The sequence below is a fragment of the Streptomyces sp. NPDC045021 genome (genome assembly GCF_056432645.1).
This window is the reverse complement of sequence record NZ_JBWKIQ010000003.1, coordinates 125586-145175: the sequence shown is the minus strand read 5'-3', so window position 1 is coordinate 145175 and position 19590 is coordinate 125586. Positions and strand designations below refer to the sequence as shown.

Sequence of the window (19590 nt, the reverse complement as noted above, 5' to 3'; positions counted from 1 at the left end):
ATCGGCGCAGGGCTTGTCCGGCAGAGGAGGCCTAGCCCGTGAAGAGCCGGGACGCCGCATAGATGGCGAGCCCCGCCAGCGCTCCGACCACCGTGCCGTTGATCCGGATGAACTGCAGGTCACGGCCCACATGCGCCTCGATCTTGCGGGACGTCTGGTCGGCGTCCCAGCCCGCCACCGTCTCGGTGATGAGGGAGGTGATCTCGTCCCGGTAGGTGGTCACCACATACGTGGCGGCGTCCTCCAGCCAGCCGTCCACCTTCGCCTGCAGGCCGGCGTCGGTGGACATCCTGGCGCCCAGCGACAGCAGCGACGCGCGGGTCCGCAGCCGCAGCTCGCTGCGCTCGTCCTCGGCGGCGGCCACGACCATGCCGCGCACCGCCGTCCAGGCCGACTCGATCAGGTCCTGCACCTCACCGCGCGCCAGCAGGTCCTTCTTCAGCCGCTCGACGCGCTCGCGGGTGTCGGGGTCGGACTGCAGCTCGACGGCGAAGTCCCCGAGGAACCGGTCCACCGCCCCGCGCGCCGGGTGGTCCGGCATGTCGCGCATCTCGGCGGTGAAACGCACCAGCTCCTTGTAGACCCGCTCGCCGACCTTGCGGTCCACGAACCGGGGCGTCCACCCCGGCGCGCCGCCCTGCACCGCGTCCATCACCGAGTCGCCGTGCTCCACCAGCCAGTCGTGCGCCCGCACGCAGACCAGGTCGACCACCCGCCGGTGGCCGCCGTCCGCGACGACCCGCTCCAGCATCCTGCCGACGCCCGGCGCCACCTCCTGGCCCTCCGCGCGCCGGGTGATCGCCTCGCCGACCACCGCCTGGACGTCGGAGTCCCGCAGCACCTTCAGCACTCCGCGCAGCGCCGCCGCGGCCTGCTCCGTCACCTTGTCGGCGTGGTCCGGGTCGGCGAGCCAGGTGCCGAGCCGCGAGCCGATGCCGACGGCCCGCAGCCGGGTCCTGACGACATCCGCCGACAGGAAGTTCTCACCGACGAAGTCGCCCAGGCTGTGCCCGAGGGCGTCCTTCTTCGTCGGAATGATCGCGGTGTGCGGGATCGGCAGTCCCAGCGGGCGGCGGAACAGCGCCGTGACGGCGAACCAGTCCGCCATCGCGCCGACCATGCCCGCCTCCGCGGCGGCCGCGACGTACCCGGCCCAGGGACCGGCGCCGGCGGAGTCCGCCCACTTCGCCAGGGCGTAGACGACCGTCGCGGCGAGCAGCAGGCCGGTCGCGATCACCTTCATCCGGCGGACCCCGCGGCGCCTCCCCTCGTCGGCGGCCTCCGCCGCGCTCAGCGCCGTACCCGGACCGCCCCGTGGATCGTCGTCGGGACCGCCGCCTGGACCGCTCATAACCGCCGCTTCCATCCGCTCCACCCGCGTATTGTCACCGCCACTGCCAACCTGGGAACGAACAACAGGTTCCCCGCGTCCCGGAAAGTCACGCCAGGAACGGCGGACGGCCGCGGACGCCGCCCGGGGACCCCGCACCGAAGGAGCGAGCCGCCATGACAGCGCAGGACAGGACCGGAGGGCTGCCCGGCTACGCCGGGCACTTCGAGGAGCCCGAGGGTTACCTGGACTTCGCCCGCTACGGACCGCCGTCGCGGGACGTACTGGAGGCCACCGCGCAGGCCATGGCCGACTCCGCCCGCGCCACCCACAGCACGGTAGACGACCTGATGCGCGCCGAGCCCCGGGCGCGGGAGGCCGCCGCCCGGCTGGCCGGCACCGACCCCGGCCACATCGTGCTGCTGCCGAACACGTCCACCGGCCTGTTCCACGCCGCCTTCGGCCTCACCGGGGGCACCGTTCTCGTTCCGTCCGGGGAGTTCCCCTCCAACCAGTACCCGTGGCGGCGCACCGCGGAACTCGGCAGGGCCGTACCGCGCTGGATGGAGCCCGACCAGCGGGGTCTGATCACCCCCGACACCGTCCGCGACGCCCTGGCCGGCGCGGGTGGACCCGGGGGTGATGACGTGGTGGCCGTGGCGCTGAGCGCCGTGGACTTCCGTACCGGCCACCGCGCCGACCTGGCCGCGATCCGCGAGGTGATCGGCGACCGGCTGCTCGTCGTGGACGCCATCCAGGGCTTCGGCGTCGCCGACCTGCCCTGGCAGGTCGCGGACGTGGTCGTCACCGGCGGCCAGAAATGGCTGCGGGCCGGCTGGGGCACCGGCTTCGCCGCCCTGTCCGACCGGGCGCTGGAGCGGCTGGAGCCCACCCTCACCGGCTGGACCGGCGTCGAGGACCCGGGGCTCTACGACGGACGCGAGCATCCGGCCGCGGCGGGCGCCCAGCGCTGGAGCGTCACCAACCTGAGCCCCGTCACCGCGGCCGCCTTCGCCGCCGCCCTGGAACTGGTCGAACGGGTCGGCGTGCCGGCCATCGAGGACCACATCACCACCCGGGTGGCGCAACTCATCGACACCGTTCTCGTCTGCGGCGGCGAGGTGCTCTCCCCGGTCGCCCCCGAGCAGCGTGCCGGCATCGTCTCCTTCCGCCTCCCGGGCACCGACCCGAGGCTCGTCGCCAAGGCGCTGCACGGGTACGAGGTCACCCCGACGGTCCGCGCGGACTCCCTGCGCCTGTCGGCGCACGCCTCGACCCCGCTGGCCGCCGTCGACCGCGTCCACGCGGCCCTCAGCTCACTGCGCTGAACGTTCCGCAACCGGGACCGCCGCCGGGACCACCGCCGGCACCGCCGCCGACTCCGGCGCGGACGAGTACATCCGCGAGATGACGTCCTCGATCGCCGGCTCCCGCACCGACAGGTCCACCAGCGGATAGCGCGCCGCCACCTCGGCGACCAGCGGCGCCGCGCTGGCCGCCGCGGGGAACGCCAGCCACTGCCGCGGCCCCTCGACCTTCACGCACCGGGCGCCCGCCACCACCACCGCCGGCAGCTCCCGTTCGAAGTCGACGACGAGCGTGCGCTCGCTCTCCCCCACCGCGTGCAGCCCGCTCAGCCCGCCGTCGTACATCAACCGCCCGTGGTCGATGACCATCACCCGCTCGCAGAGCTGCTCGATGTCGGTCAGATCGTGCGTGGTCAGCAGCACCGTCGTGCCCTGCTCGACATTGACCGTCCGCAGGAACTCCCGCACCTTCGCCTTGCTGACCACGTCCAGCCCGATGGTCGGCTCGTCCAGGTACAGCACCTCCGGATCGTGCAGCAGCGCCGCCGCGATGTCGCCGCGCATCCGCTGCCCCAGCGACAGCTGCCGTACCGGCACGTCCAGCAGCGGACCGAGGTCGAGGAGGTCGACGCAGCGCGCGAGGTTCTTCGCGTACCGCCCGTCCTCGATCCGGTACAGGCGCCGCACCAGCTGGTAGGAGTCCTTCAGCGGCAGGTCCCACCACAGGGTTGTGCGCTGCCCGAAGACCACCCCGATCCGCCGCGCCAGCTTCGTCCGGTCCCGCGACGGGTCGATCCCCGCGACCCGCACCCGCCCCCCGCTGGGCATCAGGATCCCGGTCAGCATCTTGATCGTGGTGGACTTCCCGGCCCCGTTCGGCCCGATGTAACCGACCATCTCGCCGCGCGGCACCGAGAACGAGATCCCGTCGACCGCCCGCACCTGGTGCCGCTCGCGGCGCCACCGCCCGGCCTTGCGGCGCACGTCGAAGACCTTCTCCACCGCGTCGAGTTCGATGTGCGCGTCGTTGCCGTCCACTGTCCCCACTTTCCGCCCCCTCAGCTTCCCGTGCTCCGGTACGACCGCAGGCCCGTCCGCCACGCCAGCCCGGCCACCGCGCAGCACGCCACCGCCACCAGCGGCGACGCGAAGTCCAGCCACCCCGGCAGCGCCAGCGGATCGTCCCGGCCCAGGATGCGCAGCGCGGGCAGCCAGTTGACGAAGGCCAGCGGCACGACGAACGTGACGCCGCGCACCAGATCCTTGGCGAAGATCGACGGCGGGTACTGCAGCAGCGTGTTCCCCCCGTACGTGAAGGAGTTCTGCACCTCGGAGGCGTCGCCCGCCCAGAACTGGAAGGCCGCCCCGGCCACGAACACCGCCCCGAAGATCGCGCCTCCGCTGAGCAGCATCATCGGCATCATCAGCACCTTCACCACGGTCCAGTCGATGTCGAGCCGGCTCAGCGACCAGCCCAGCACCAGCAGGCCCTGGGTGATACGCCCCAGCCGCCGCAGCGCGAACCGGTCGGCGGCCACCTGCGCGAGCACCGGCACCGGGCGCAGCAGCAGCGTGTCCAGCGTGCCGTCCCGTACCCGGCGCCCGAGCCGGTCCATGCTGCCCATCGTCAGGTCGGCCAGCCCGAAGGCGGTACTGGTCGTCCCGTACAGGAACGCGACCTCCGGCAGCGTGAACCCGCCCAACGTCGTGACGTGGGAGAACATCAGCAGGATGGTGGCGAAGTCGAGGCCGGTCGTCGCGAAGTTCCCGAACGCGGTCATCAGGAACGACGCCCGGTACGCCATCGTCGACCGCACCCACATCGCGACGATCAGCCCGTACGCCCGCAGCCCGTCGACCACCCTGCGTCCGGCCGCCCCGCCGTCGGCCACCCCGCTGTCGGCCGCGACGCTCCCGACCGCCCCGCCGTCGGCCACCACGCGCTCGACCGCTCCGCCCTCAACCACCCTGCACCACCACCTTCCTGGTCGCCACCGACTGCAGCGCCCGCCCGGCCGCCAGCAGCGCCAGCGCCCAGCCGGCCTGGAAGGCGAGCACCCCCAGCAGGCCGCTGCCGGTGTGCCGGCCCAGGAAGACATCCGCCGGGATCTGCTGCAGCGCCGCCCACGGCAGGGCCCGCGCCAACTCCCCCAGCCAGCCCGGGAACAGCGTCAACGGCAACAGCGCGCCCGAGAAGAACATGCTGGCCAGCCCGGCGATCTGGCTCACCCCGGCGCCGTCGAGCAGCCAGAACGCGCTGAGGACGACGAGATAGCGCAGCGCGAAACTGACCACGACCCCCAGCGCCACCGACAGCACGGACAACAGCCACGTCAGCGGGCTCATCGGCAACGTCAGGTCGAAGGCGAGCGAGCCGATCAGCAGCGGGACGACACCCCGGCCCAGCAGATGGAACCCCGCCCGGCCCAGATCGGTGGCGAGCCACCACAACTGCAGATCGGCGGGCCGGTACAGGTCGATCGCCACATCCCCGGTACGGATCCGCTCGATCAACTCGTCCTGGAAACCGCCACCCATCATCGCCGTGGTCATCAGCAGCGCCTGGCCGACCCACACATACGTCAACGCCTGCGACTGGTCGTAGCCGCCCAGCCCCGGACGTGCGTCCCACAGGGCGATATACGTGTAGGCGAGGATGAAACCGAACACCGTATTGGTGAAAACGCCGGCGACCGTGGCCACCCGGTACGTCGCGAACCGCCGGAACCCGCTCAGCGCGACCGCCGCGTACAGCCGGATGCCCCCCACACCCCACGTCCCCTCGGTCAGGGCCCGGTCCCGCACCCTCCGCTCGCGCCAAAGCGACCGAGCTTAATCGCCCATCGGGAGGACCTGCCAATGGTTTTCCACCCGTTCGAGTGCGCCGGATCGGCCATTCGGCCTGTCACAGCCCTGTCACGGGTGCGCGCCATTGATCGCACAAGCACGGATGATGCGACAGTGTTCAACGGGGCGTACGTAACGATTGACCCAAGATGTTCCGTCGCGGACCAACCCCGGCGGCGGCGGAGGAGTCCTGACAGACATGAGCGACGAGCCGGAGCAGCAGAAAAGCAGTAACGCTTCGCCAGGCTGGGAGCCCCGACCGCCGGTCCTCAACCGCAGAGGACGGCCCAAGCGCACCGGCCTCGGCCGGCTCATCCCGACCTGGCGCGTGGTGACCAGCACGGTCATCATCGTCCTGCTCGTCCTCATCGGCGGGTTCTTCATCGGCTACGCCCTCGTGCCGATCCCGAACCCCAACGCCGCGGCCACCGCACAGAGCAATGTCTACTTCTACGCCGACGGAAAGACCGAACTGGCCCGCGACGGCGAGATCAACCGCGAGAACGTCACCCTCGCACAGATCGCCAAAACCGCCCAGTACGCGGCGCTCTCCGCCGAAGACCGCGGCTTTTACCACGAGTCCGCGGTCAGCCCGAAAGCCATGATCCGCGCCGCCTGGAACACCGTCACCGGCAAGGGCAAGCAGTCCGGCTCCACGATCACCCAGCAGTACGTGAAGAACTACTACCTCAACCAGGAGCAGACCGCACTCCGCAAGGTCAAGGAATTCTTCATCGCGATCAAACTCGACCGCAACGAGACCAAGGACGAAATCCTCGAGGGGTACCTGAACACCAGCTACTTCGGCCGGAACTCCTACGGCATCCAGGCCGCCGCCCAGGCCTACTTCAGCAAGGACGCCGACAAACTCACCACCGCAGAAGGCGCCTACCTCGCCACCCTCCTCAACGCCCCCAGCGAGTACGACGTCATCGCCCACCCGCAGAACCTCCCCAAGGCCCAGGCCCGCTGGAACTACGTCCTCGACGGCATGGTCAAAGAAGGCTGGCTCAACCCCGCGGAACGCGCCGTCATCAAATTCCCCACCCCCGGCAAACCCAAGCCCGCCGCCAGCAAGACCGGCCAGCGCGGCTACCTCATCGAGGCCGTCAACGACTACCTCGCCGACAACAACATCATCGACGCGGAAACCCTGCGCGCCGGCGGCTACCGGATCGTCACCACGATCCAGAAGGACAAGGAGGACGCCTTCGTCGCCGCCACCAAGAAGAAGGTCTACGACCAGCTCGGCACCACCAAGGCCGACAGCTATGTCCGCGCCGGCGGCGCCTCCATCGACCCCGCCACCGGCAAGGTCGTCGCCATGTACGGCGGCATCGACTACACCAAGCAGTACGTCAACAACGCCACCCGGACCGACTACGCGGTCGGCTCGACGTTCAAGCCCTTCATCTTCGCCTCCGCCGTCCAGAACAACTCCCAGACGCAGGACGGCCGCCCGATCACCCCGCGCACCATCTACGACGGCGACAACCGCCGCCCGGTGATCGGCCCCAACGGCCCCGTCGGCTACGCGCCACCCAACGAGGACCAGCGGGACTACGGCGACATCACCGTCACCAAGGCCATGGACAACTCGGTCAACGCGGTCTACGCACAGATGGCCCAGGACGTCGGGCCCAGCAACGTCGTCAACACCGTGCACGCGCTGGGTCTCCCCGACACCAAATCGCTCCAGACCTTCCCCTCCATGGCACTCGGCACCATGGAAGCCAGCCCCCTCGCCATGGCCCAGGGCTACGCGACCCTCGCCAACCACGGCAAGTACATCCCCTACACCCTCGTCGAGAAGATCACCAAGGACGGCGGCGACCTCGGCCTCCCCCGGCGCGACAGCAGGCAGGCCGTTCCCCGCGAGGCGGCCGACACCACCACCTCCATCCTGCAGAGCGTCGTCGACGGCGGCACCGCCTCCGTCGCCCAGGAGTCCGGCCGGACCTCCGCCGCCAAGACCGGCACCATCGACGAGGACAAGGCCGCCTGGTTCGCCGGCTACACCCCCAACCTCGTCACCGTCGTCGCCGTGATGGGCCAGGACCCCGACACCGGAGAGCACAAGTCCCTCAACGGCGCACTCGGAGTACCCCGGGTCAACGGCGGCGGCGCGCCCGGCGAAGTCTGGGCCTCCTACACCGCGGCCGCCCTCAGCGGCACCGAGGACATCGACTTCGACCTCGAACTGCAGGACGGCGCCACCGCCCCGACCGAGGCCCCGACCACACCGTCCACGTCGCCGACACCGTCCACGACCCCGCCCCAGACACCGTCCCAGACCCCCTCGCAGACGCCGTCCCGGACTCCGTCGGAGACCCCGACCGAGACACCGACGGAAACCCCCACCGAAACCCCGACCGAGACCACCGGGCCCCCGACGCTGCTCCCCAGCGGCGGAGCGGTCGGAGGCGGCGGGAACGGCGGCGGGAACGGCGGCCCCGACGGGGGCTAGGCCATGCTGGAGCTCAGGTCCGGCGGCCTCCAGGGCCCGATCCGGCGGCCCCCTAGTGGCCCGAGGTGGCCTTCAGGCCCACGACGGCCACCAGCAGCAGACAGATGAAGAAGATCCGGGCGGCGGTCGCCGGCTCACCCAGCACCACCATGCCCAGGACCGCCGCACCGGCCGCACCGATACCCACCCACACGCCGTACGCCGTACCGATCGGCAGCGTCTTCGCGGCCTGCGCCAGCAGCACCATGCTCACCACGATCCCCGCACCCGTGAACACGCTCGGCCACAGCCGGGTGAACCCCTCGGTGTACTTCATACCGATCGACCAGGCGACCTCGACCAGACCCGCGACGCACAAAAGGACCCATGCCACGACGGCACCTCTTGCTTCCAGGGGGTGCGTCGTCTTTGCATGGGTCCCGGTACGGCGCGTCTCGTCGGGCTCCATCCGACCATAGCAAACTACAAGTAAAGGCCCGTGGAGTCCTCCGACCCCTGCAGCCGCTCCGACGCGACCGCGTGCAGATCCCGCTCGCGCATCAGCACGTACGCGACACCCCGCACCTCGACCTCGGCCCGGTCCTCCGGGTCGTACAGCACCCGGTCCCCGACCTCCACGGTCCGCACGTTCTGGCCCACCGCGACCACCGCGGCCCACGCCAGCCGCCGGCCCACCGCGGCCGTCGCGGGAATGAGGATGCCGCCACCCGAGCGGCGCTCCCCCTCGGAACCTTCGGCCCTGACCAGCACCCGGTCATGCAGCATCCGGATGGGCAGCTTGTCGTGCTCATTCTTGGAACTCACGGCGACGACGTTACCGGCGACGACGACGGACCGAGAGCCCGGCCACCACAGCGACCAGCGCCACCGCGGCCACCGCCACCGGCACCACCCGGTCCACCCGCAGCACACCGTCCTCGGTCACGAAGTGCCCCCGCGCGTCACTCACCGCGCGATTCGCCGCCACATAGGCCTGGCCCACCGTGCGATCCACCGCGGAGAAGGCCTTCGCCTTCATGTCGCGCGCGACCGTGCTCGGGTGAACCCGCACCGCGATCTCGTCCAGCGTCGCGGCCAGATCCTGCCGCCTACGGGAGATCTCCGCCTCAATCTGGGCGGGAGTCCTGCCTTCCGACACCGCACTGCCTCCAACGCCTAGACCGGTACCGTGACGGACAGTCTGTCAGCCCGACGCGGACCGCGCCCCGTCGGCACCCCGTTTGCGTACCCGGGAGTACCCCGCGTGTACCGCGTAAGGAGCCACCACCCATGACCGAACGCCTCCAGCCGGGCGACACCGCCCCCGCCTTCACCCTCCCGGACGCCGACGGCAAGCCCGTCTCCCTCGCCGACCACGCGGGCCGCAAAGTCATCGTCTACTTCTACCCGGCCGCCCTCACCCCCGGCTGCACCAAGCAAGCCTGCGACTTCACCGACAACCTCGACCTGCTCGCCGCGGCCGGCTACGACGTCATCGGCGTCTCCCCCGACAAGCCGGAGAAGCTCGCGAAGTTCCGCGAAAAGGAATCCCTGAAGGTCACCCTGGTGGGCGATCCCGACAAGAAGGTCCTGGAGGCATACGCCGCCTTCGGCGAGAAGAAGCTCTACGGCAAGACCGTCACGGGCGTCATCCGCTCCACCGTGATCGTCGGCGCCGACGGCAAGGTCGAACACGCCTTCTACAACGTCAAGGCCACCGGCCACGTCGCCAAGCTCATCAAGGACCTCAAGGTCTGACCCCGCCCTCCCCGGAAAGGCCCCCACCAGGTGGGGGCCTTTCCATTTCCCCGAACGGCGCAACCGTCACCCGCCTGCCTCGTTAGTACGTACGAGGCTGCAACACGCGGCCGCACCCAGGGCTCTGCAGCCACCACCGGTGAGCGAGGGATTCCCCGGTCGCGGCTGCACGGAATCCCCCTCCCACCCCGGATCCGAAGGGGGATCCCCATGCCCGTCAGATACACCCGCGAACTCCTCGCCGAGGCCGCCCGCAAAACGACCAACCTCGACGAGGCCGTCCGCCGCCTCGGAATCAATCCGGTCGGCGGCAACCAGGCTCACATCGGCCGTCGCATCACTGCGTTGGGCCTCGACGCATTCCGCTCCACGCAGGTGCGCCGGGGACGCACGGCGGTCGGAGCGGGCGGCCCGGTCCTGCGCCCTCCGTTGGGTGACGGAAGGCGCGATTCGTCCGTCGCTGTACGCCCCGGCCGCCCGCACGGGGAGGTGGTCTAGATGGCGGCCTCCGCAGACAGCCCGTACGAAGTCGAGCGTCTCACCGAGGCAGCAGCGCACGCGGTGTCCTGGAGCGACATGATGCGGCGGCTCGGCTTTGAGATCACCGGGGGGCGCCGCAGGTCGGTGCAGAAGGCGGCAGCCGAACTCGAGATCGACACCAGCCACTTCAAGCAGCGCAGCCCCTGGCGGAAGTACCCCGATGAGGCCATCGCTGAAGCCGTCGCCTCGTCGAACACGTTGCGCGAGGTCGTCCAGAAATTAGGTGCACCACCGGCCACGGGGACGCTTTCCCATATCCGCCGCCGGATCGCCGCGGCAGGGATCAATACCGATCACTTCCCCGCCCTGAACCGTCCGCAACGGGATCTGCCGTTCACCGACGAGGAGTTCAGGACCGCGGCCGCTTCGACGACCAGCATCCGCGGTGTGGCCCGGTACCTCGGTATCCCCGACGACAGCGGCTCACGAGCGATGCTCCGGCGCATGCTCGGAGAGCTGGGCATCGATATCGCCCACTTCCGCAACGGGCGGCTCGCCCTCCCCGAAAGCCACGTGCGAGAGGCGGTGGCCAGCGCCACCAGCTTCGCCGATGTCATGCGGTCGGTGGGGGTACCCGTGAGCGACACGAACCACCGCAGAGTGCGGCGATTGGTCACCAAACTCGGCCTGGATACAGGCCACTTCAAGCGCAGGACCTGGGGCACGGTGCGGGTGGCCGAACCGAAGCCCGTGGCCGCCGAGGTGCTTCGAACGCGCCCCGAGGGGTCACCGCGCGTGAACCGTCCGCGGCTCCATCGGGCGCTCGGTGAGATCGGGGTTCCGTACCGCTGCGTCTCCTGCGGCAACGAGGGTGAGTGGCTGGGCAAGCCCGTCACCCTGCAGATCGACCACATCAACGGCGACTGGCTCGACAACCGCCCGGAGAACCTCCGCTACCTCTGCCCCAATTGCCACGCGATCACCGACACCTGGTGCCGCGGGGGCAAACACAGGGCCGGCTAGGGCCTGAAAGCACGTGAACCCAGCAGGAGCAGCCGGTAGCATGACCAAAACATGCGGCCGTGATGGAACTGGCAGTCATGCTGGGTTTAGGTCCCAGTGAGGTCATACCTCGTGTGGGTTCGAATCCCACCGGCCGCACTTAGCTTTGATTCGAAGGCCCGATCCGAACAGTGCTCGGATCGGGCCTTCGTCGATTCATCAGCCCAGAAGCTCGGCCACCAACGGCGCCAGCGCCCGGAAAGCCTCCCCCCGGTGGCTGATTGCGTTCTTCTCCGACGGAGTCAGTTCCGCGCAGGTGCGGGTGTCGCCCAACGGCTGGAGGATCGGGTCGTAGCCGAAGCCGCCGGTGCCCGCAGGGGTGTGGCGGAGGGTGCCGGGGAGGCGGCCTTCCACGACGCGTTCGGTGCCGTCGGGGAGCGCCAGCGCTGCCGCGCAGGCGAAGTGGGCGGTGCGGTGGGCGTCGTCGATGTCGGAGAGCTGGGCGAGCAGGAGGGCGAGGTTGGCGGCGTCGTCGCCGTGCGTGCCGGCCCAGCGGGCGGAGAAGATGCCGGGGGCGCCGCCGAGGACGTCGACGCAGAGGCCGGAGTCGTCGGCGACGGCGGGCAGGCCGGTGGCCTGGGCCAGGGCGTGGGCTTTGAGGAGGGCGTTCTCGGCGAAGGTGACGCCGGTTTCCTTGACGTCGGGGATTTCGGGGTAGGCGTCCGCGCCGACGAGGTCCACGGCGAGACCTGTGTCGGCGAGGATGGCGCGGAGTTCGGTGACTTTGTGGGCGTTTCGGGTCGCGAGGACGAGGCGCTGCATGGCTCGATTATCCCGTGGCCGGGCGCGTGGCCGGGCGTCCGGCTCGGACCCCCCCGGTGCCGCCCCGGCTGTCAGCCGGGAGTGCAGACCTTGGTGAGTTCGCCGGCCGCGTCCGCGACCGGCGTCACGTCCGGGGTGGTGCCGTTGTTGGCGGCTGTGCGGGCGTTCTTGACCGCGGTGTTGAGGTCGTTGACGGCTTTGCTGACGTCGGCGTTGCCGGTCTTGTTGCCGACGTCCTTGAGGTCGCGGGAGATCTGGTCGAGGGCGTTGACGGCGTCCTGCGGGCTGTTGCCGGCGTTGCTGACGGCGTTCTGCAGGTTCTGGACGTCACCGGCGACCGCGGCGGCCACGTGGGCGCAGTCGAGTGCTTTGTCGATGGCGCTGCAGCCGGCGGCGGCCGGGAGCGTCAGGGCGGCGGCCGCGGCGAGGGCGGCGACGGTGATGCGGCGGCGCGTGGCCATGGGTGGTTTCCTCCCGGTGGATCTCCGTGTGAGACCTGTATCGGTAGACACGCGCCGCGCGTCGCCTCAGTTGCCTGGTTGCGCGAAAGTGACAGGTTCCGGCCTGGTGCTAGCCGAGTACGGCGAGTTGGGCCGCCGTCAGTTCCGCGCAGCCGCCGACGGCGAGGTCGAGGAGGGCGTTGAGTTCGGTGCGGTCGAAGGGGGCGCCTTCCGCGGTGCCCTGGACTTCGATGAAGCGGCCGTCGCCGGTGCAGACGACGTTCATGTCGGTTTCGGCCTTGACGTCTTCCTCGTAGGCGAGGTCGAGGAGGGGTACGCCGTCGACGATGCCGACGCTGACGGCGGCGACGGTGCCGGTGAGGGGTTTGGCGGTGGCGCGGATGAGCTTCTTCTGCTGCATCCAGGTGACGGCGTCGGCGAGGGCGACGTAGGCGCCGGTGATGGCGGCGGTGCGGGTGCCGCCGTCGGCCTGGAGGACGTCGCAGTCGAGGACGATGGTGTTCTCACCGAGGGCCTTGTAGTCGATGACGGCGCGCAGCGAGCGGCCGATGAGGCGGGAGATCTCGTGGGTGCGGCCGCCGATCTTGCCGCGGACGGATTCGCGGTCGCCGCGGGTGTTGGTGGCGCGCGGGAGCATGGAGTATTCGGCGGTGACCCAGCCTTCGCCGCTGCCCTTGCGCCAGCGGGGTACGCCTTGGGTGGCGCTGGCGGTGCAGAGGACTTTGGTGTCGCCGAAGGAGACGAGGACCGAGCCCTCGGCGTGCTTGCTCCATCCGCGTTGGATGGTGACGGGGCGGAGCTGTTCGGGGGTGCGGCCATCGAATCGAGACATGGTTCGACCCTAACGGCAAACGGCGGGGGCCCGTTCCGGTGTCGGAACGGGCCCCTGCTGGTGTGGTGGGTGTGCTGAGGGGTGAGCTCAGTTGTCCATCATGTCTTCGATGTCGGCGGCGATGGGGTCGGCGTCAGTGCCGATGACGACCTGGATCGCGGCGCCCATCTTGACGACGCCGTGGGCGCCGGCCTTCTTGAGGGCGGCCTCGTCGACGAGGCCGGGGTCCTTCACCTCGGTGCGGAGGCGGGTGATGCAGCCCTCGACCTCTTCGATGTTGTCGAGTCCGCCGAGTCCGGCGACGATCTGCTCAGCCTTGGTGGCCATTGCTCACTCCTGAGTGTCTCGGCCCGGCGGCCCGGCCCGGTTTCAAACGGTAACGCACGTTTGGCCCATCTTCGCGGGCAGGGTTCCGGTTTGTGACGAATGATAACGATCACTGGTGCCGTGCCCTCGGGGGCGTAGTGCCACCCACGTCGTAAATGGTCTACACCACTTTTGGCCAGGCGACAAAACAGAGGCGACAAACCAGAGGCGACACGACAGCCGCCCGACCGGCAGCCACCAGGAGGCCACCGATGAGTTCGGAGAACGCCGCCGTCGGGCAGCAACCTCAGAAGAAGTGGACCGGCGTCCTCTTCCAGGGGCTGCAGAAGATGGGCCGCAGCCTGCAGTTGCCGATCGCGGTGCTTCCCGCAGCGGGCATCCTGAACCGGCTCGGTCAGCCGGATGTCTTCGGTGCGGACGGGCTGGGCTGGGACAAGGTCGCCAAGGTCTTCAACGGCGCCGGCGGCGCGCTGCTGGACGGCTCGCTGGGCCTGCCGATGCTGTTCGCCGTGGGTGTGGCGATCGGCATGGCCAAGAAGGCGGACGGCTCGACCGCGCTGGCGGCGGTCGTGGGCTTCCTCGTCTACTACAACGTCCTGCGCCAGTTCCCGGTGGGCTGTGCCGGCAACGCCGCGTTCACCACCGGGGTCTGTCTGGAGGGCACGACGGTCACCGCGGCCGCCTTCCAGAACCCGGGCGTCTTCGGCGGCATCGTGATCGGCCTGTCGACGGCCTGGTTCTGGCAGCGCTATCACCGGACCAAGCTGGTGGACTGGCTCGGCTTCTTCAACGGCCGCCGGCTGGTGCCGATCATCATGTCGTTCGTGGCGATCGTCTTCGCGGTGATCTGCCTGTGGATCTGGCCGCCGATCGGCGACGCGCTCACCAGCTTCAGCCAGTGGCTGGTGGACCTGGGCTCCGGTGGTTCCGGCATCTTCGGTGTCGCGAACCGCGCGCTGCTCGTCATCGGCCTGCACCAGTTCCTGAACGTGTTCGTGTTCTTCCAGTTCGGCAACTTCACCAAGCCGGACGGTGTGGTCGTGCACGGTGACATCCCCCGCTTCCTGGCGGGTGACCCGACGGCCGGCCAGTTCACCTCGGGTTTCTTCCCGATCATGATGTTCGCCCTGCCGGCCGCCGCGCTGGCGATGGCGCACTGCGCCAAGCCGCACCGCCGCAAGGAGATCACCGGCATGATGGTGTCGGTCGGCCTGACGTCGCTGGTCACCGGTATCACCGAGCCGATCGAGTACTCGTTCCTCTTCATCGCCCCGGTGCTGTACGCCATCCATGCGCTGCTGACCGGTCTCTCGCTGGCCGTCACCTGGGGCCTGGGTGTGCATGACGGCTTCAGCTTCTCGGCGGGTCTGATCGACTACGTCATCAACTGGGGGCTGGCCACCAAGCCCTGGATGATCATTCCGATCGGGCTCTGTTTCGCGGTCGTGTACTACGCCCTCTTCCGTTTCGTGATCACCAGATTCAACCTCGCGACGCCCGGCCGCGAGCCGGAGGAAGTGGAGGAGCAGTTGGTGGAGGAGAACATCAAGTAGCGCGGCAGCCGCCCGGAGAAATACGGGCATAAAGGCCCACCCCGAACGGCCCCCGAGTCCTTGGACTCGGGGGCCGTTCGGCATGTGGTTCAGACCACCGGAACCAGGGATTCCTTATCTCGCCCCGACGTGTTAAAACTGGTCTACACCACTGAGTGGTATAGACCATAGCGGCGGGCCGTCCCCCTTGAAGTGCCCGCCTCACCAGGAGGAATCTGATGAGTACGGCCACCGCTACGGCGGCCCCCGCGAAGAAGCGGGGCTCCGGTCTCTTTTCCGGCCTGCAGAAGGTCGGTCGCAGCCTCCAGCTGCCGATCGCCGTTCTGCCGGCCGCGGGCATCCTGCTCCGCCTCGGCCAGGACGATGTCTTCGGTGACAAGGGCCTCGGCTGGCACAAGGTCGCGGCGGTCTTCGCGACCGCCGGCGGCGCGGTCTTCGACAACCTGCCGATGCTGTTCTGTATCGGTGTGGCGATCGGCTTCGCCAAGAAGGCCGACGGCTCGACCGCGCTCGCCGCGCTGGTCGGCTTCCTGGTCTACAGCAACGTCCTGAAGGCGTTCCCGGTCACCGAGGCCGTCATCAAGGCGGGCAAGGACGACCCGGCGGTCTACAACAACCCCGGCGTCCTCGGCGGCATCATCATGGGTCTGCTCGCCGCGGTCCTGTGGCAGCGCTACCACCGCAAGCAGCTGGTCGACTGGCTCGGCTTCTTCAACGGCCGCCGCCTGGTCCCGATCATCATGGCCTTCGTCGGCACGCTCGTCGGTGTCATATTCGGCCTCGGCTGGGAGCCGGTCGGCAAGGTCATCAGCAACTTCGGTGAGTGGATGACCGGCCTGGGCGCCGTGGGTGCCGGCCTGTTCGGCCTCATCAACCGCGCGCTGATCCCGGTGGGCATGCACCAGTTCGTGAACTCGGTCTCCTGGTTCCAGCTCGGTGACTTCAAGAACTCCGCCGGTGAGGTCGTGCACGGCGACCTGACCCGCTTCTTCGCCGGTGACCCCACCGCCGGACAGTTCATGTCGGGCTTCTTCCCGATCATGATGTTCGGCCTCCCGGCCGCCGCCATCGCCATCGCGCACTGTGCCCGCCCCGAGCGCCGCAAGGCCGTCATGGGCATGATGATCTCGCTCGCGCTGACCTCGTTCGTCACCGGCATCACCGAGCCGATCGAGTTCTCGTTCATGTTCATCGCCCCGGTGCTCTACGCGATCCACGCGGTGCTGACCGCCGTCTCGATGGCCGTCACCTGGGCGCTGGGCGTGCACGCCGGCTTCACCTTCTCGGCCGGCTTCATCGACTACGCGCTGAACTGGAACCTCTCCACCAAGCCGTGGCTGATCATCCCGATCGGGCTCTGCTTCGCGGTGATCTACTACGTGGTCTTCCGCTTCGCGATCACCAAGTTCAACCTCACCACCCCGGGCCGCGAGCCCGAGGAGGAGATCGAGGACCTCACCAAGGCGTGAGCCAGGTGAACCCCGCTCGCTGAGAACCGCTCCTTGAGAACAGCGCGATGCCCCCGGAACCGTACGGTTCCGGGGGCATCGCGCTGTTCGGATCCACCGGGGGGCTCGCGCAGCAGATCGGTGCCGGCGGGCTCAGATCTCGTACACCGCGCCCGAGGTGGCGAGTTCCACCGGGCCGTCGTAGACCGCGCGGGCGTCGGAGAGGTTGCGGGCGGGGTCGGTCCACGGCGGGATGTGGGTGAGGACGAGGCGCCCGGCGCCGGCCCGGTCGGCGTGCTCGCCGGCCTGGCGGCCGTTGAGGTGCAGCTCGGGGATGTCTTCCTTGCCGTGGGTGAAGGAGGCTTCGCAGAGGAAGAGGTCGGTGCCGTCGGCGAGGCCGAGCAGTGCGTCGCAGGGGCCGGTGTCGCCGGAGTACGTCAGGGTCCTGCCGTCGTGTTCGATGCGGAAGCCGAACGCCTCGACGGGGTGGCTGACCCGGTCGGTGGTGACGGTGAAGGGGCCGAGCGCGAAGCTGCCGGGCTCCAGGGTGCGGAAGTCGAAGACCTCGCTCATGCACTTCTCGTCGGGCATGTCGCCGTAGGCGGTGGACAGCCGGCGCTCGGTGCCTTCGGGTCCGTAGACGGGGATGGCGTCGGCGGGGCCGCCGTCGTGCCGGTAGTAACGAGCCACGAAGTAGCCGCACATGTCGATGCAGTGATCGGCGTGCAGATGGCTGAGCAGGACGGCGTCCAGGTCGTAGAGGCCGCAGTGGCGCTGCAGTTCGCCCAGGGCCCCGTTGCCCATGTCGAGCAGCAGCCGGAAGCCGTCGGCCTCGACGAGGTAGCTCGAGCAGGCCGATTCCGCGGACGGGAACGACCCCGAGCAGCCGACGACGGTGAGCTTCATGCCGTGAAACCTCCGTGGGCGCGCCACAGATCGCCCCCATACCGGTTGGAGTGGGGGGTTAGGCGGGTGCGGTCCGCCATATGTTGACGAGCGTAAGGCGCGGGGCGGGCCGACGCGCCTCCTCAGTGCTCCGTTGTGGGCGGAATCACCAGTACGAGGGGCGGCCGGTACGGTCGGTTCCGATTGAGGATCTTCTTCGACAGATTTTCGACTGGGGGAGCCCATATGGACATGACCTGGTGGTTGGTGGCGGCCGCGGCCCTGGTCGTACTGGTTGTTGTGGCGGCGTGGACGCGGTCGGCGGGGCGGCGGCCGGGTGGTCCGCGGCGGCCGCCGCGCGCGGCGGATCGTCCCGGGCCCCGGCGTGGCGGGAAGCGGGCGCCGGCGCCGGGCGAGATCTGGTGGGCGAACGTGCCGTTCGAGGACGGGTCGGGGGCGAAGGACCGGCCGTGTCTGGTGCTGTCCGTGAAGGGCGGCACGGTGCGCGTCGCGAAGATCACCAGCAAGTACCACGAGGAGCTGCCGGGGGTGATCGCCCTGCCGCCGGGATCCGTGGGCGACGCGCAGGGCCGTACGAGTTATCTGGAGACCGACGAGCTGCGGGAGGTGCGCTCCGCGGCGTTCCGCCGCCGGGCGGGTGTGCTGGACACCTCGCTGTGGCAGCAGGTGCGGCGGATGGTGCGCTGACCGCGACCGGCCGCCCCCGGGTGGGCCGGCCGGCGGCGCGCGGGGGCGGTCAGGCCCAGAGTTGGCCGTGCAGCTGCTCGACCGCGGCTTCGGTGGTGGGGGCGGTGTAGATGCCGGTGGAGAGGTACTTCCAGCCGCCGTCGGCGACGACGAAGACGATGTCGGCGCGCTCCCCCGCCTTGTGCGCCTTGGCGGCGACGCCGAGCGCGGCGTGCAGGGCCGCTCCCGTGGAGACGCCGGCGAAGATGCCCTCCTGCTGGAGGAGCTCGCGGGTGCGGCGGACGGCGTCCTCGGAGCCGACGGAGAAGCGGGTGGTGAGGACCGACTCGTCGTAGAGCTCGGGGACGAAGCCCTCGTCGAGGTTGCGCAGGCCGTAGACGATGTCGTCGTAGCGGGGCTCGGCGGCGACGATGGAGACCCCGGGGACCTTCTCGCGCAGGTAGCGGCCGACGCCCATGAGGGTGCCGGTGGTGCCCAGGCCCGCGACGAAGTGCGTGATGGTGGGGAGGTCCGTGAGGATCTCCGGGCCGGTGGTCGCGTAGTGGGCGCCGGCGTTGGCGGGGTTGCCGTACTGGTAGAGCATCACCCAGTCGGGGTGTTCCGCGGAGATCTCCTTGGCCATGCGGACGGCGGTGTTGGAGCCGCCGGCGGCCGGCGAGGAGATGATCTCGGCGCCCCACATCGCGAGCAGCTCGCGCCGCTCGGAGGAGGTGTTCTCGGGCATGACGCAGACGATGCGATACCCCTTGAGGCGCGCGGCCATGGCCAGCGAGATGCCGGTGTTGCCCGAGGTGGGCTCCAGGATGGTGCAGCCGGGGGTGAGCCGGCCGTCCGCCTCGGCCTGCTCGATCATGTGGAGCGCGGGGCGGTCCTTGATCGAGCCGGTGGGGTTGCGGTCCTCCAGTTTGGCCCAGACGCTGACGGCGTCGGACGGGGACAGGCGCGGGAGGCGGACGAGCGGGGTGTTGCCGACCGCCGCCAGCGGGCTGTCGTAGCGCATCAGACAGTGCTCGTTTCGGCGGCGGAGCCGCCGGCGACGGCCGGGAGGATCGTGACGCTGTCACCGTCGGTGACCTTGGTGCTGATGCCGTCGAGGAAGCGGACGTCCTCGTCGTTGAGGTAGACGTTGACGAAGCGGCGCAGGCCGCCGTCGACGACGATGCGCTCACGGATTCCGGTGTGCCGGCTCTCGAGGTCCGAGAAGAGTTCGTCGAGCGTGCTGCCCGCACCGTCGACGGCCTTGGCGCCGTCGGTGTAGGTGCGGAGGATGGTCGGAATGCGGACCTCGATGGCCATGGGTGGGCTCCGTTTACATGCGGGCGTCGGGCGGGAGGGGCGTGCGGGCGTGCCAGGTGTGCTGTGCTGGATGCTGTGCCCGGCGCCG

22 protein-coding genes, 1 tRNA gene and 1 riboswitch are annotated in these 19590 nt (G+C 69.8%); of the genes, 9 read left to right on the top strand and 14 right to left on the bottom strand.

Annotated features, from left to right (window positions below; all coding sequences use genetic code 11):
- Positions 1-31: 31 nt before the first annotated feature.
- Positions 32-1351: a DUF445 domain-containing protein gene (locus AC07DC_RS12000; protein ID WP_478914258.1), complete on the bottom strand. Its 1320-nt coding sequence runs from the start codon at positions 1349-1351 to the stop codon at positions 32-34.
- 155 nt (positions 1352-1506) lie between these two features.
- Between AC07DC_RS12000 and AC07DC_RS11995 the strand changes: the two genes are divergently transcribed.
- Positions 1507-2658 (top strand): aminotransferase class V-fold PLP-dependent enzyme, encoded by a 1152-nt coding sequence (locus AC07DC_RS11995; RefSeq protein WP_478914257.1) that lies wholly within the window; start codon positions 1507-1509, stop codon positions 2656-2658.
- Here AC07DC_RS11995 and AC07DC_RS11990 read toward each other — a convergent pair.
- From AC07DC_RS11990 to AC07DC_RS11980, 3 genes are all read right to left on the bottom strand, one after another.
- Positions 2647-3684: an ABC transporter ATP-binding protein gene (locus AC07DC_RS11990; protein ID WP_478914256.1), complete on the bottom strand. Its 1038-nt coding sequence runs from the start codon at positions 3682-3684 to the stop codon at positions 2647-2649. The two genes, AC07DC_RS11995 and AC07DC_RS11990, sit on opposite strands and share 12 nt — an antisense overlap.
- Positions 3685-3695: 11 nt before the next feature.
- Positions 3696-4529 (bottom strand): ABC transporter permease, encoded by an 834-nt coding sequence (locus tag AC07DC_RS11985; RefSeq protein WP_478914618.1) that lies wholly within the window; start codon positions 4527-4529, stop codon positions 3696-3698.
- A gap of 67 nt (positions 4530-4596) precedes the next feature.
- Positions 4597-5397 carry an ABC transporter permease gene (locus AC07DC_RS11980; RefSeq protein WP_478914617.1) on the bottom strand — a complete coding sequence of 267 codons (801 nt, stop codon included), beginning with the start codon at positions 5395-5397 and terminating at the stop codon, positions 4597-4599.
- A gap of 286 nt (positions 5398-5683) precedes the next feature.
- Between AC07DC_RS11980 and AC07DC_RS11975 the strand changes: the two genes are divergently transcribed.
- The gene (locus AC07DC_RS11975; RefSeq protein ID WP_478914255.1) at positions 5684-7951 is read left to right on the top strand and encodes a transglycosylase domain-containing protein; all 2268 of its coding nucleotides are present in this window, start codon (positions 5684-5686) and stop codon (positions 7949-7951) included.
- Between the two features lie 52 nt (positions 7952-8003).
- Here AC07DC_RS11975 and AC07DC_RS11970 read toward each other — a convergent pair whose 3' ends face one another.
- From AC07DC_RS11970 to AC07DC_RS11960, 3 genes are all read right to left on the bottom strand, one after another.
- Positions 8004-8324, bottom strand: a complete 321-nt coding sequence (locus tag AC07DC_RS11970; protein WP_138356615.1) for a DMT family transporter — start codon at positions 8322-8324, stop codon at positions 8004-8006.
- A 23-nt stretch (positions 8325-8347) separates the two neighbouring features.
- Positions 8348-8414, bottom strand: a riboswitch (guanidine-III (ykkC-III) riboswitch).
- Positions 8414-8716 carry a GroES family chaperonin gene (locus tag AC07DC_RS11965; RefSeq protein ID WP_250980180.1) on the bottom strand — a complete coding sequence of 101 codons (303 nt, stop codon included), beginning with the start codon at positions 8714-8716 and terminating at the stop codon, positions 8414-8416. Its footprint overlaps the riboswitch before it by 1 nt.
- A 49-nt stretch (positions 8717-8765) precedes the next feature.
- Positions 8766-9089 (bottom strand): DUF3618 domain-containing protein, encoded by a 324-nt coding sequence (locus AC07DC_RS11960; RefSeq protein WP_478914254.1) that lies wholly within the window; start codon positions 9087-9089, stop codon positions 8766-8768.
- Between the two features lie 131 nt (positions 9090-9220).
- On the opposite strand from AC07DC_RS11960, the gene bcp reads away from it, so the two are divergent.
- From bcp to AC07DC_RS11940, 4 genes are all read left to right on the top strand, one after another.
- Positions 9221-9688: a thioredoxin-dependent thiol peroxidase gene (gene bcp / locus AC07DC_RS11955; protein WP_269269972.1), complete on the top strand. Its 468-nt coding sequence runs from the start codon at positions 9221-9223 to the stop codon at positions 9686-9688.
- A gap of 210 nt (positions 9689-9898) precedes the next feature.
- Positions 9899-10186, top strand: a complete 288-nt coding sequence (locus AC07DC_RS11950) for a hypothetical protein (RefSeq protein WP_478914253.1) — start codon at positions 9899-9901, stop codon at positions 10184-10186.
- A complete protein-coding gene (locus AC07DC_RS11945) occupies positions 10187-11191 on the top strand; it encodes an HNH endonuclease signature motif containing protein (protein ID WP_478914252.1) in 1005 nt (334 codons plus the stop codon). It abuts the gene before it with no gap.
- Between the two features lie 53 nt (positions 11192-11244).
- Positions 11245-11329, top strand: a tRNA-Leu gene (locus AC07DC_RS11940).
- A gap of 60 nt (positions 11330-11389) precedes the next feature.
- Here AC07DC_RS11940 and rdgB read toward each other — a convergent pair.
- The 4 genes from rdgB to AC07DC_RS11920 all read right to left on the bottom strand — a co-directional run bounded on the left by rdgB (position 11390) and on the right by AC07DC_RS11920 (position 13612).
- Complete coding sequence (gene rdgB / locus AC07DC_RS11935) at positions 11390-11992, bottom strand: RdgB/HAM1 family non-canonical purine NTP pyrophosphatase (RefSeq protein ID WP_478914251.1); 603 nt, start codon at positions 11990-11992, stop codon at positions 11390-11392.
- A gap of 71 nt (positions 11993-12063) precedes the next feature.
- Positions 12064-12453: a hypothetical protein gene (locus AC07DC_RS11930; RefSeq protein ID WP_164295463.1), complete on the bottom strand. Its 390-nt coding sequence runs from the start codon at positions 12451-12453 to the stop codon at positions 12064-12066.
- Positions 12454-12562: 109 nt separating this feature from the next.
- A complete protein-coding gene (rph, locus tag AC07DC_RS11925; protein ID WP_138356608.1) occupies positions 12563-13285 on the bottom strand; it encodes a ribonuclease PH in 723 nt (240 codons plus the stop codon).
- A gap of 87 nt (positions 13286-13372) precedes the next feature.
- Positions 13373-13612 (bottom strand): PTS sugar transporter subunit IIB, encoded by a 240-nt coding sequence (locus AC07DC_RS11920; RefSeq protein WP_478914250.1) that lies wholly within the window; start codon positions 13610-13612, stop codon positions 13373-13375.
- 251 nt (positions 13613-13863) lie between these two features.
- Here AC07DC_RS11920 and AC07DC_RS11915 point away from each other — a divergent pair, with 251 nt between their 5' ends.
- Together AC07DC_RS11915 and AC07DC_RS11910 are read left to right on the top strand one after the other, a co-directional pair.
- A complete protein-coding gene (locus tag AC07DC_RS11915) occupies positions 13864-15165 on the top strand; it encodes a PTS transporter subunit EIIC (protein ID WP_478914249.1) in 1302 nt (433 codons plus the stop codon).
- 218 nt (positions 15166-15383) lie between these two features.
- Complete coding sequence (locus AC07DC_RS11910; protein WP_478914248.1) at positions 15384-16634, top strand: PTS transporter subunit EIIC; 1251 nt, start codon at positions 15384-15386, stop codon at positions 16632-16634.
- A gap of 132 nt (positions 16635-16766) precedes the next feature.
- Here the strand turns inward: AC07DC_RS11910 and AC07DC_RS11905 are convergent, their stop codons facing one another.
- Complete coding sequence (locus AC07DC_RS11905) at positions 16767-17519, bottom strand: MBL fold metallo-hydrolase (protein ID WP_478914247.1); 753 nt, start codon at positions 17517-17519, stop codon at positions 16767-16769.
- A 225-nt stretch (positions 17520-17744) separates the two neighbouring features.
- On the opposite strand from AC07DC_RS11905, the gene AC07DC_RS11900 reads away from it, so the two are divergent.
- On the top strand, positions 17745-18206 hold the full coding sequence (locus AC07DC_RS11900; RefSeq protein WP_478914246.1) for a type II toxin-antitoxin system PemK/MazF family toxin: 462 nt from the start codon (positions 17745-17747) through the stop codon (positions 18204-18206).
- A 49-nt stretch (positions 18207-18255) separates the two neighbouring features.
- On the opposite strand, the gene AC07DC_RS11895 is transcribed toward AC07DC_RS11900, so the two are convergent.
- Positions 18256-19206, bottom strand: a complete 951-nt coding sequence (locus tag AC07DC_RS11895; RefSeq protein WP_478914245.1) for a PLP-dependent cysteine synthase family protein — start codon at positions 19204-19206, stop codon at positions 18256-18258.
- Positions 19206-19502: a MoaD/ThiS family protein gene (locus AC07DC_RS11890; protein WP_478914244.1), complete on the bottom strand. Its 297-nt coding sequence runs from the start codon at positions 19500-19502 to the stop codon at positions 19206-19208. The genes AC07DC_RS11895 and AC07DC_RS11890 overlap by 1 nt, the downstream gene beginning before the upstream one ends.
- Between the last annotated feature and the right edge of the window lie 88 nt (positions 19503-19590).

What these genes read in the sequence shown, in the direction of transcription:
- AC07DC_RS12000 (WP_478914258.1), bottom strand. Translation starts at nt 1,351, where the DNA reads ATGAGCGGTCCAGGCGGCGGTCCCGACGACGATCCACGGGGCGGTCCG.
- AC07DC_RS11995 (WP_478914257.1), top strand. Translation starts at nt 1,507, where the DNA reads ATGACAGCGCAGGACAGGACCGGAGGGCTGCCCGGCTACGCCGGGCAC.
- AC07DC_RS11975 (WP_478914255.1), top strand. Translation starts at nt 5,684, where the DNA reads ATGAGCGACGAGCCGGAGCAGCAGAAAAGCAGTAACGCTTCGCCAGGC.
- AC07DC_RS11965 (WP_250980180.1), bottom strand. Translation starts at nt 8,716, where the DNA reads ATGCTGCATGACCGGGTGCTGGTCAGGGCCGAAGGTTCCGAGGGGGAG.
- bcp (WP_269269972.1), top strand. Translation starts at nt 9,221, where the DNA reads ATGACCGAACGCCTCCAGCCGGGCGACACCGCCCCCGCCTTCACCCTC.
- AC07DC_RS11950 (WP_478914253.1), top strand. Translation starts at nt 9,899, where the DNA reads ATGCCCGTCAGATACACCCGCGAACTCCTCGCCGAGGCCGCCCGCAAA.
- AC07DC_RS11945 (WP_478914252.1), top strand. Translation starts at nt 10,187, where the DNA reads ATGGCGGCCTCCGCAGACAGCCCGTACGAAGTCGAGCGTCTCACCGAG.
- rdgB (WP_478914251.1), bottom strand. Translation starts at nt 11,992, where the DNA reads ATGCAGCGCCTCGTCCTCGCGACCCGAAACGCCCACAAAGTCACCGAA.
- AC07DC_RS11930 (WP_164295463.1), bottom strand. Translation starts at nt 12,453, where the DNA reads ATGGCCACGCGCCGCCGCATCACCGTCGCCGCCCTCGCCGCGGCCGCC.
- rph (WP_138356608.1), bottom strand. Translation starts at nt 13,285, where the DNA reads ATGTCTCGATTCGATGGCCGCACCCCCGAACAGCTCCGCCCCGTCACC.
- AC07DC_RS11920 (WP_478914250.1), bottom strand. Translation starts at nt 13,612, where the DNA reads ATGGCCACCAAGGCTGAGCAGATCGTCGCCGGACTCGGCGGACTCGAC.
- AC07DC_RS11915 (WP_478914249.1), top strand. Translation starts at nt 13,864, where the DNA reads ATGAGTTCGGAGAACGCCGCCGTCGGGCAGCAACCTCAGAAGAAGTGG.
- AC07DC_RS11910 (WP_478914248.1), top strand. Translation starts at nt 15,384, where the DNA reads ATGAGTACGGCCACCGCTACGGCGGCCCCCGCGAAGAAGCGGGGCTCC.
- AC07DC_RS11905 (WP_478914247.1), bottom strand. Translation starts at nt 17,519, where the DNA reads ATGAAGCTCACCGTCGTCGGCTGCTCGGGGTCGTTCCCGTCCGCGGAA.
- AC07DC_RS11900 (WP_478914246.1), top strand. Translation starts at nt 17,745, where the DNA reads ATGGACATGACCTGGTGGTTGGTGGCGGCCGCGGCCCTGGTCGTACTG.
- AC07DC_RS11895 (WP_478914245.1), bottom strand. Translation starts at nt 19,206, where the DNA reads ATGCGCTACGACAGCCCGCTGGCGGCGGTCGGCAACACCCCGCTCGTC.
- AC07DC_RS11890 (WP_478914244.1), bottom strand. Translation starts at nt 19,502, where the DNA reads ATGGCCATCGAGGTCCGCATTCCGACCATCCTCCGCACCTACACCGAC.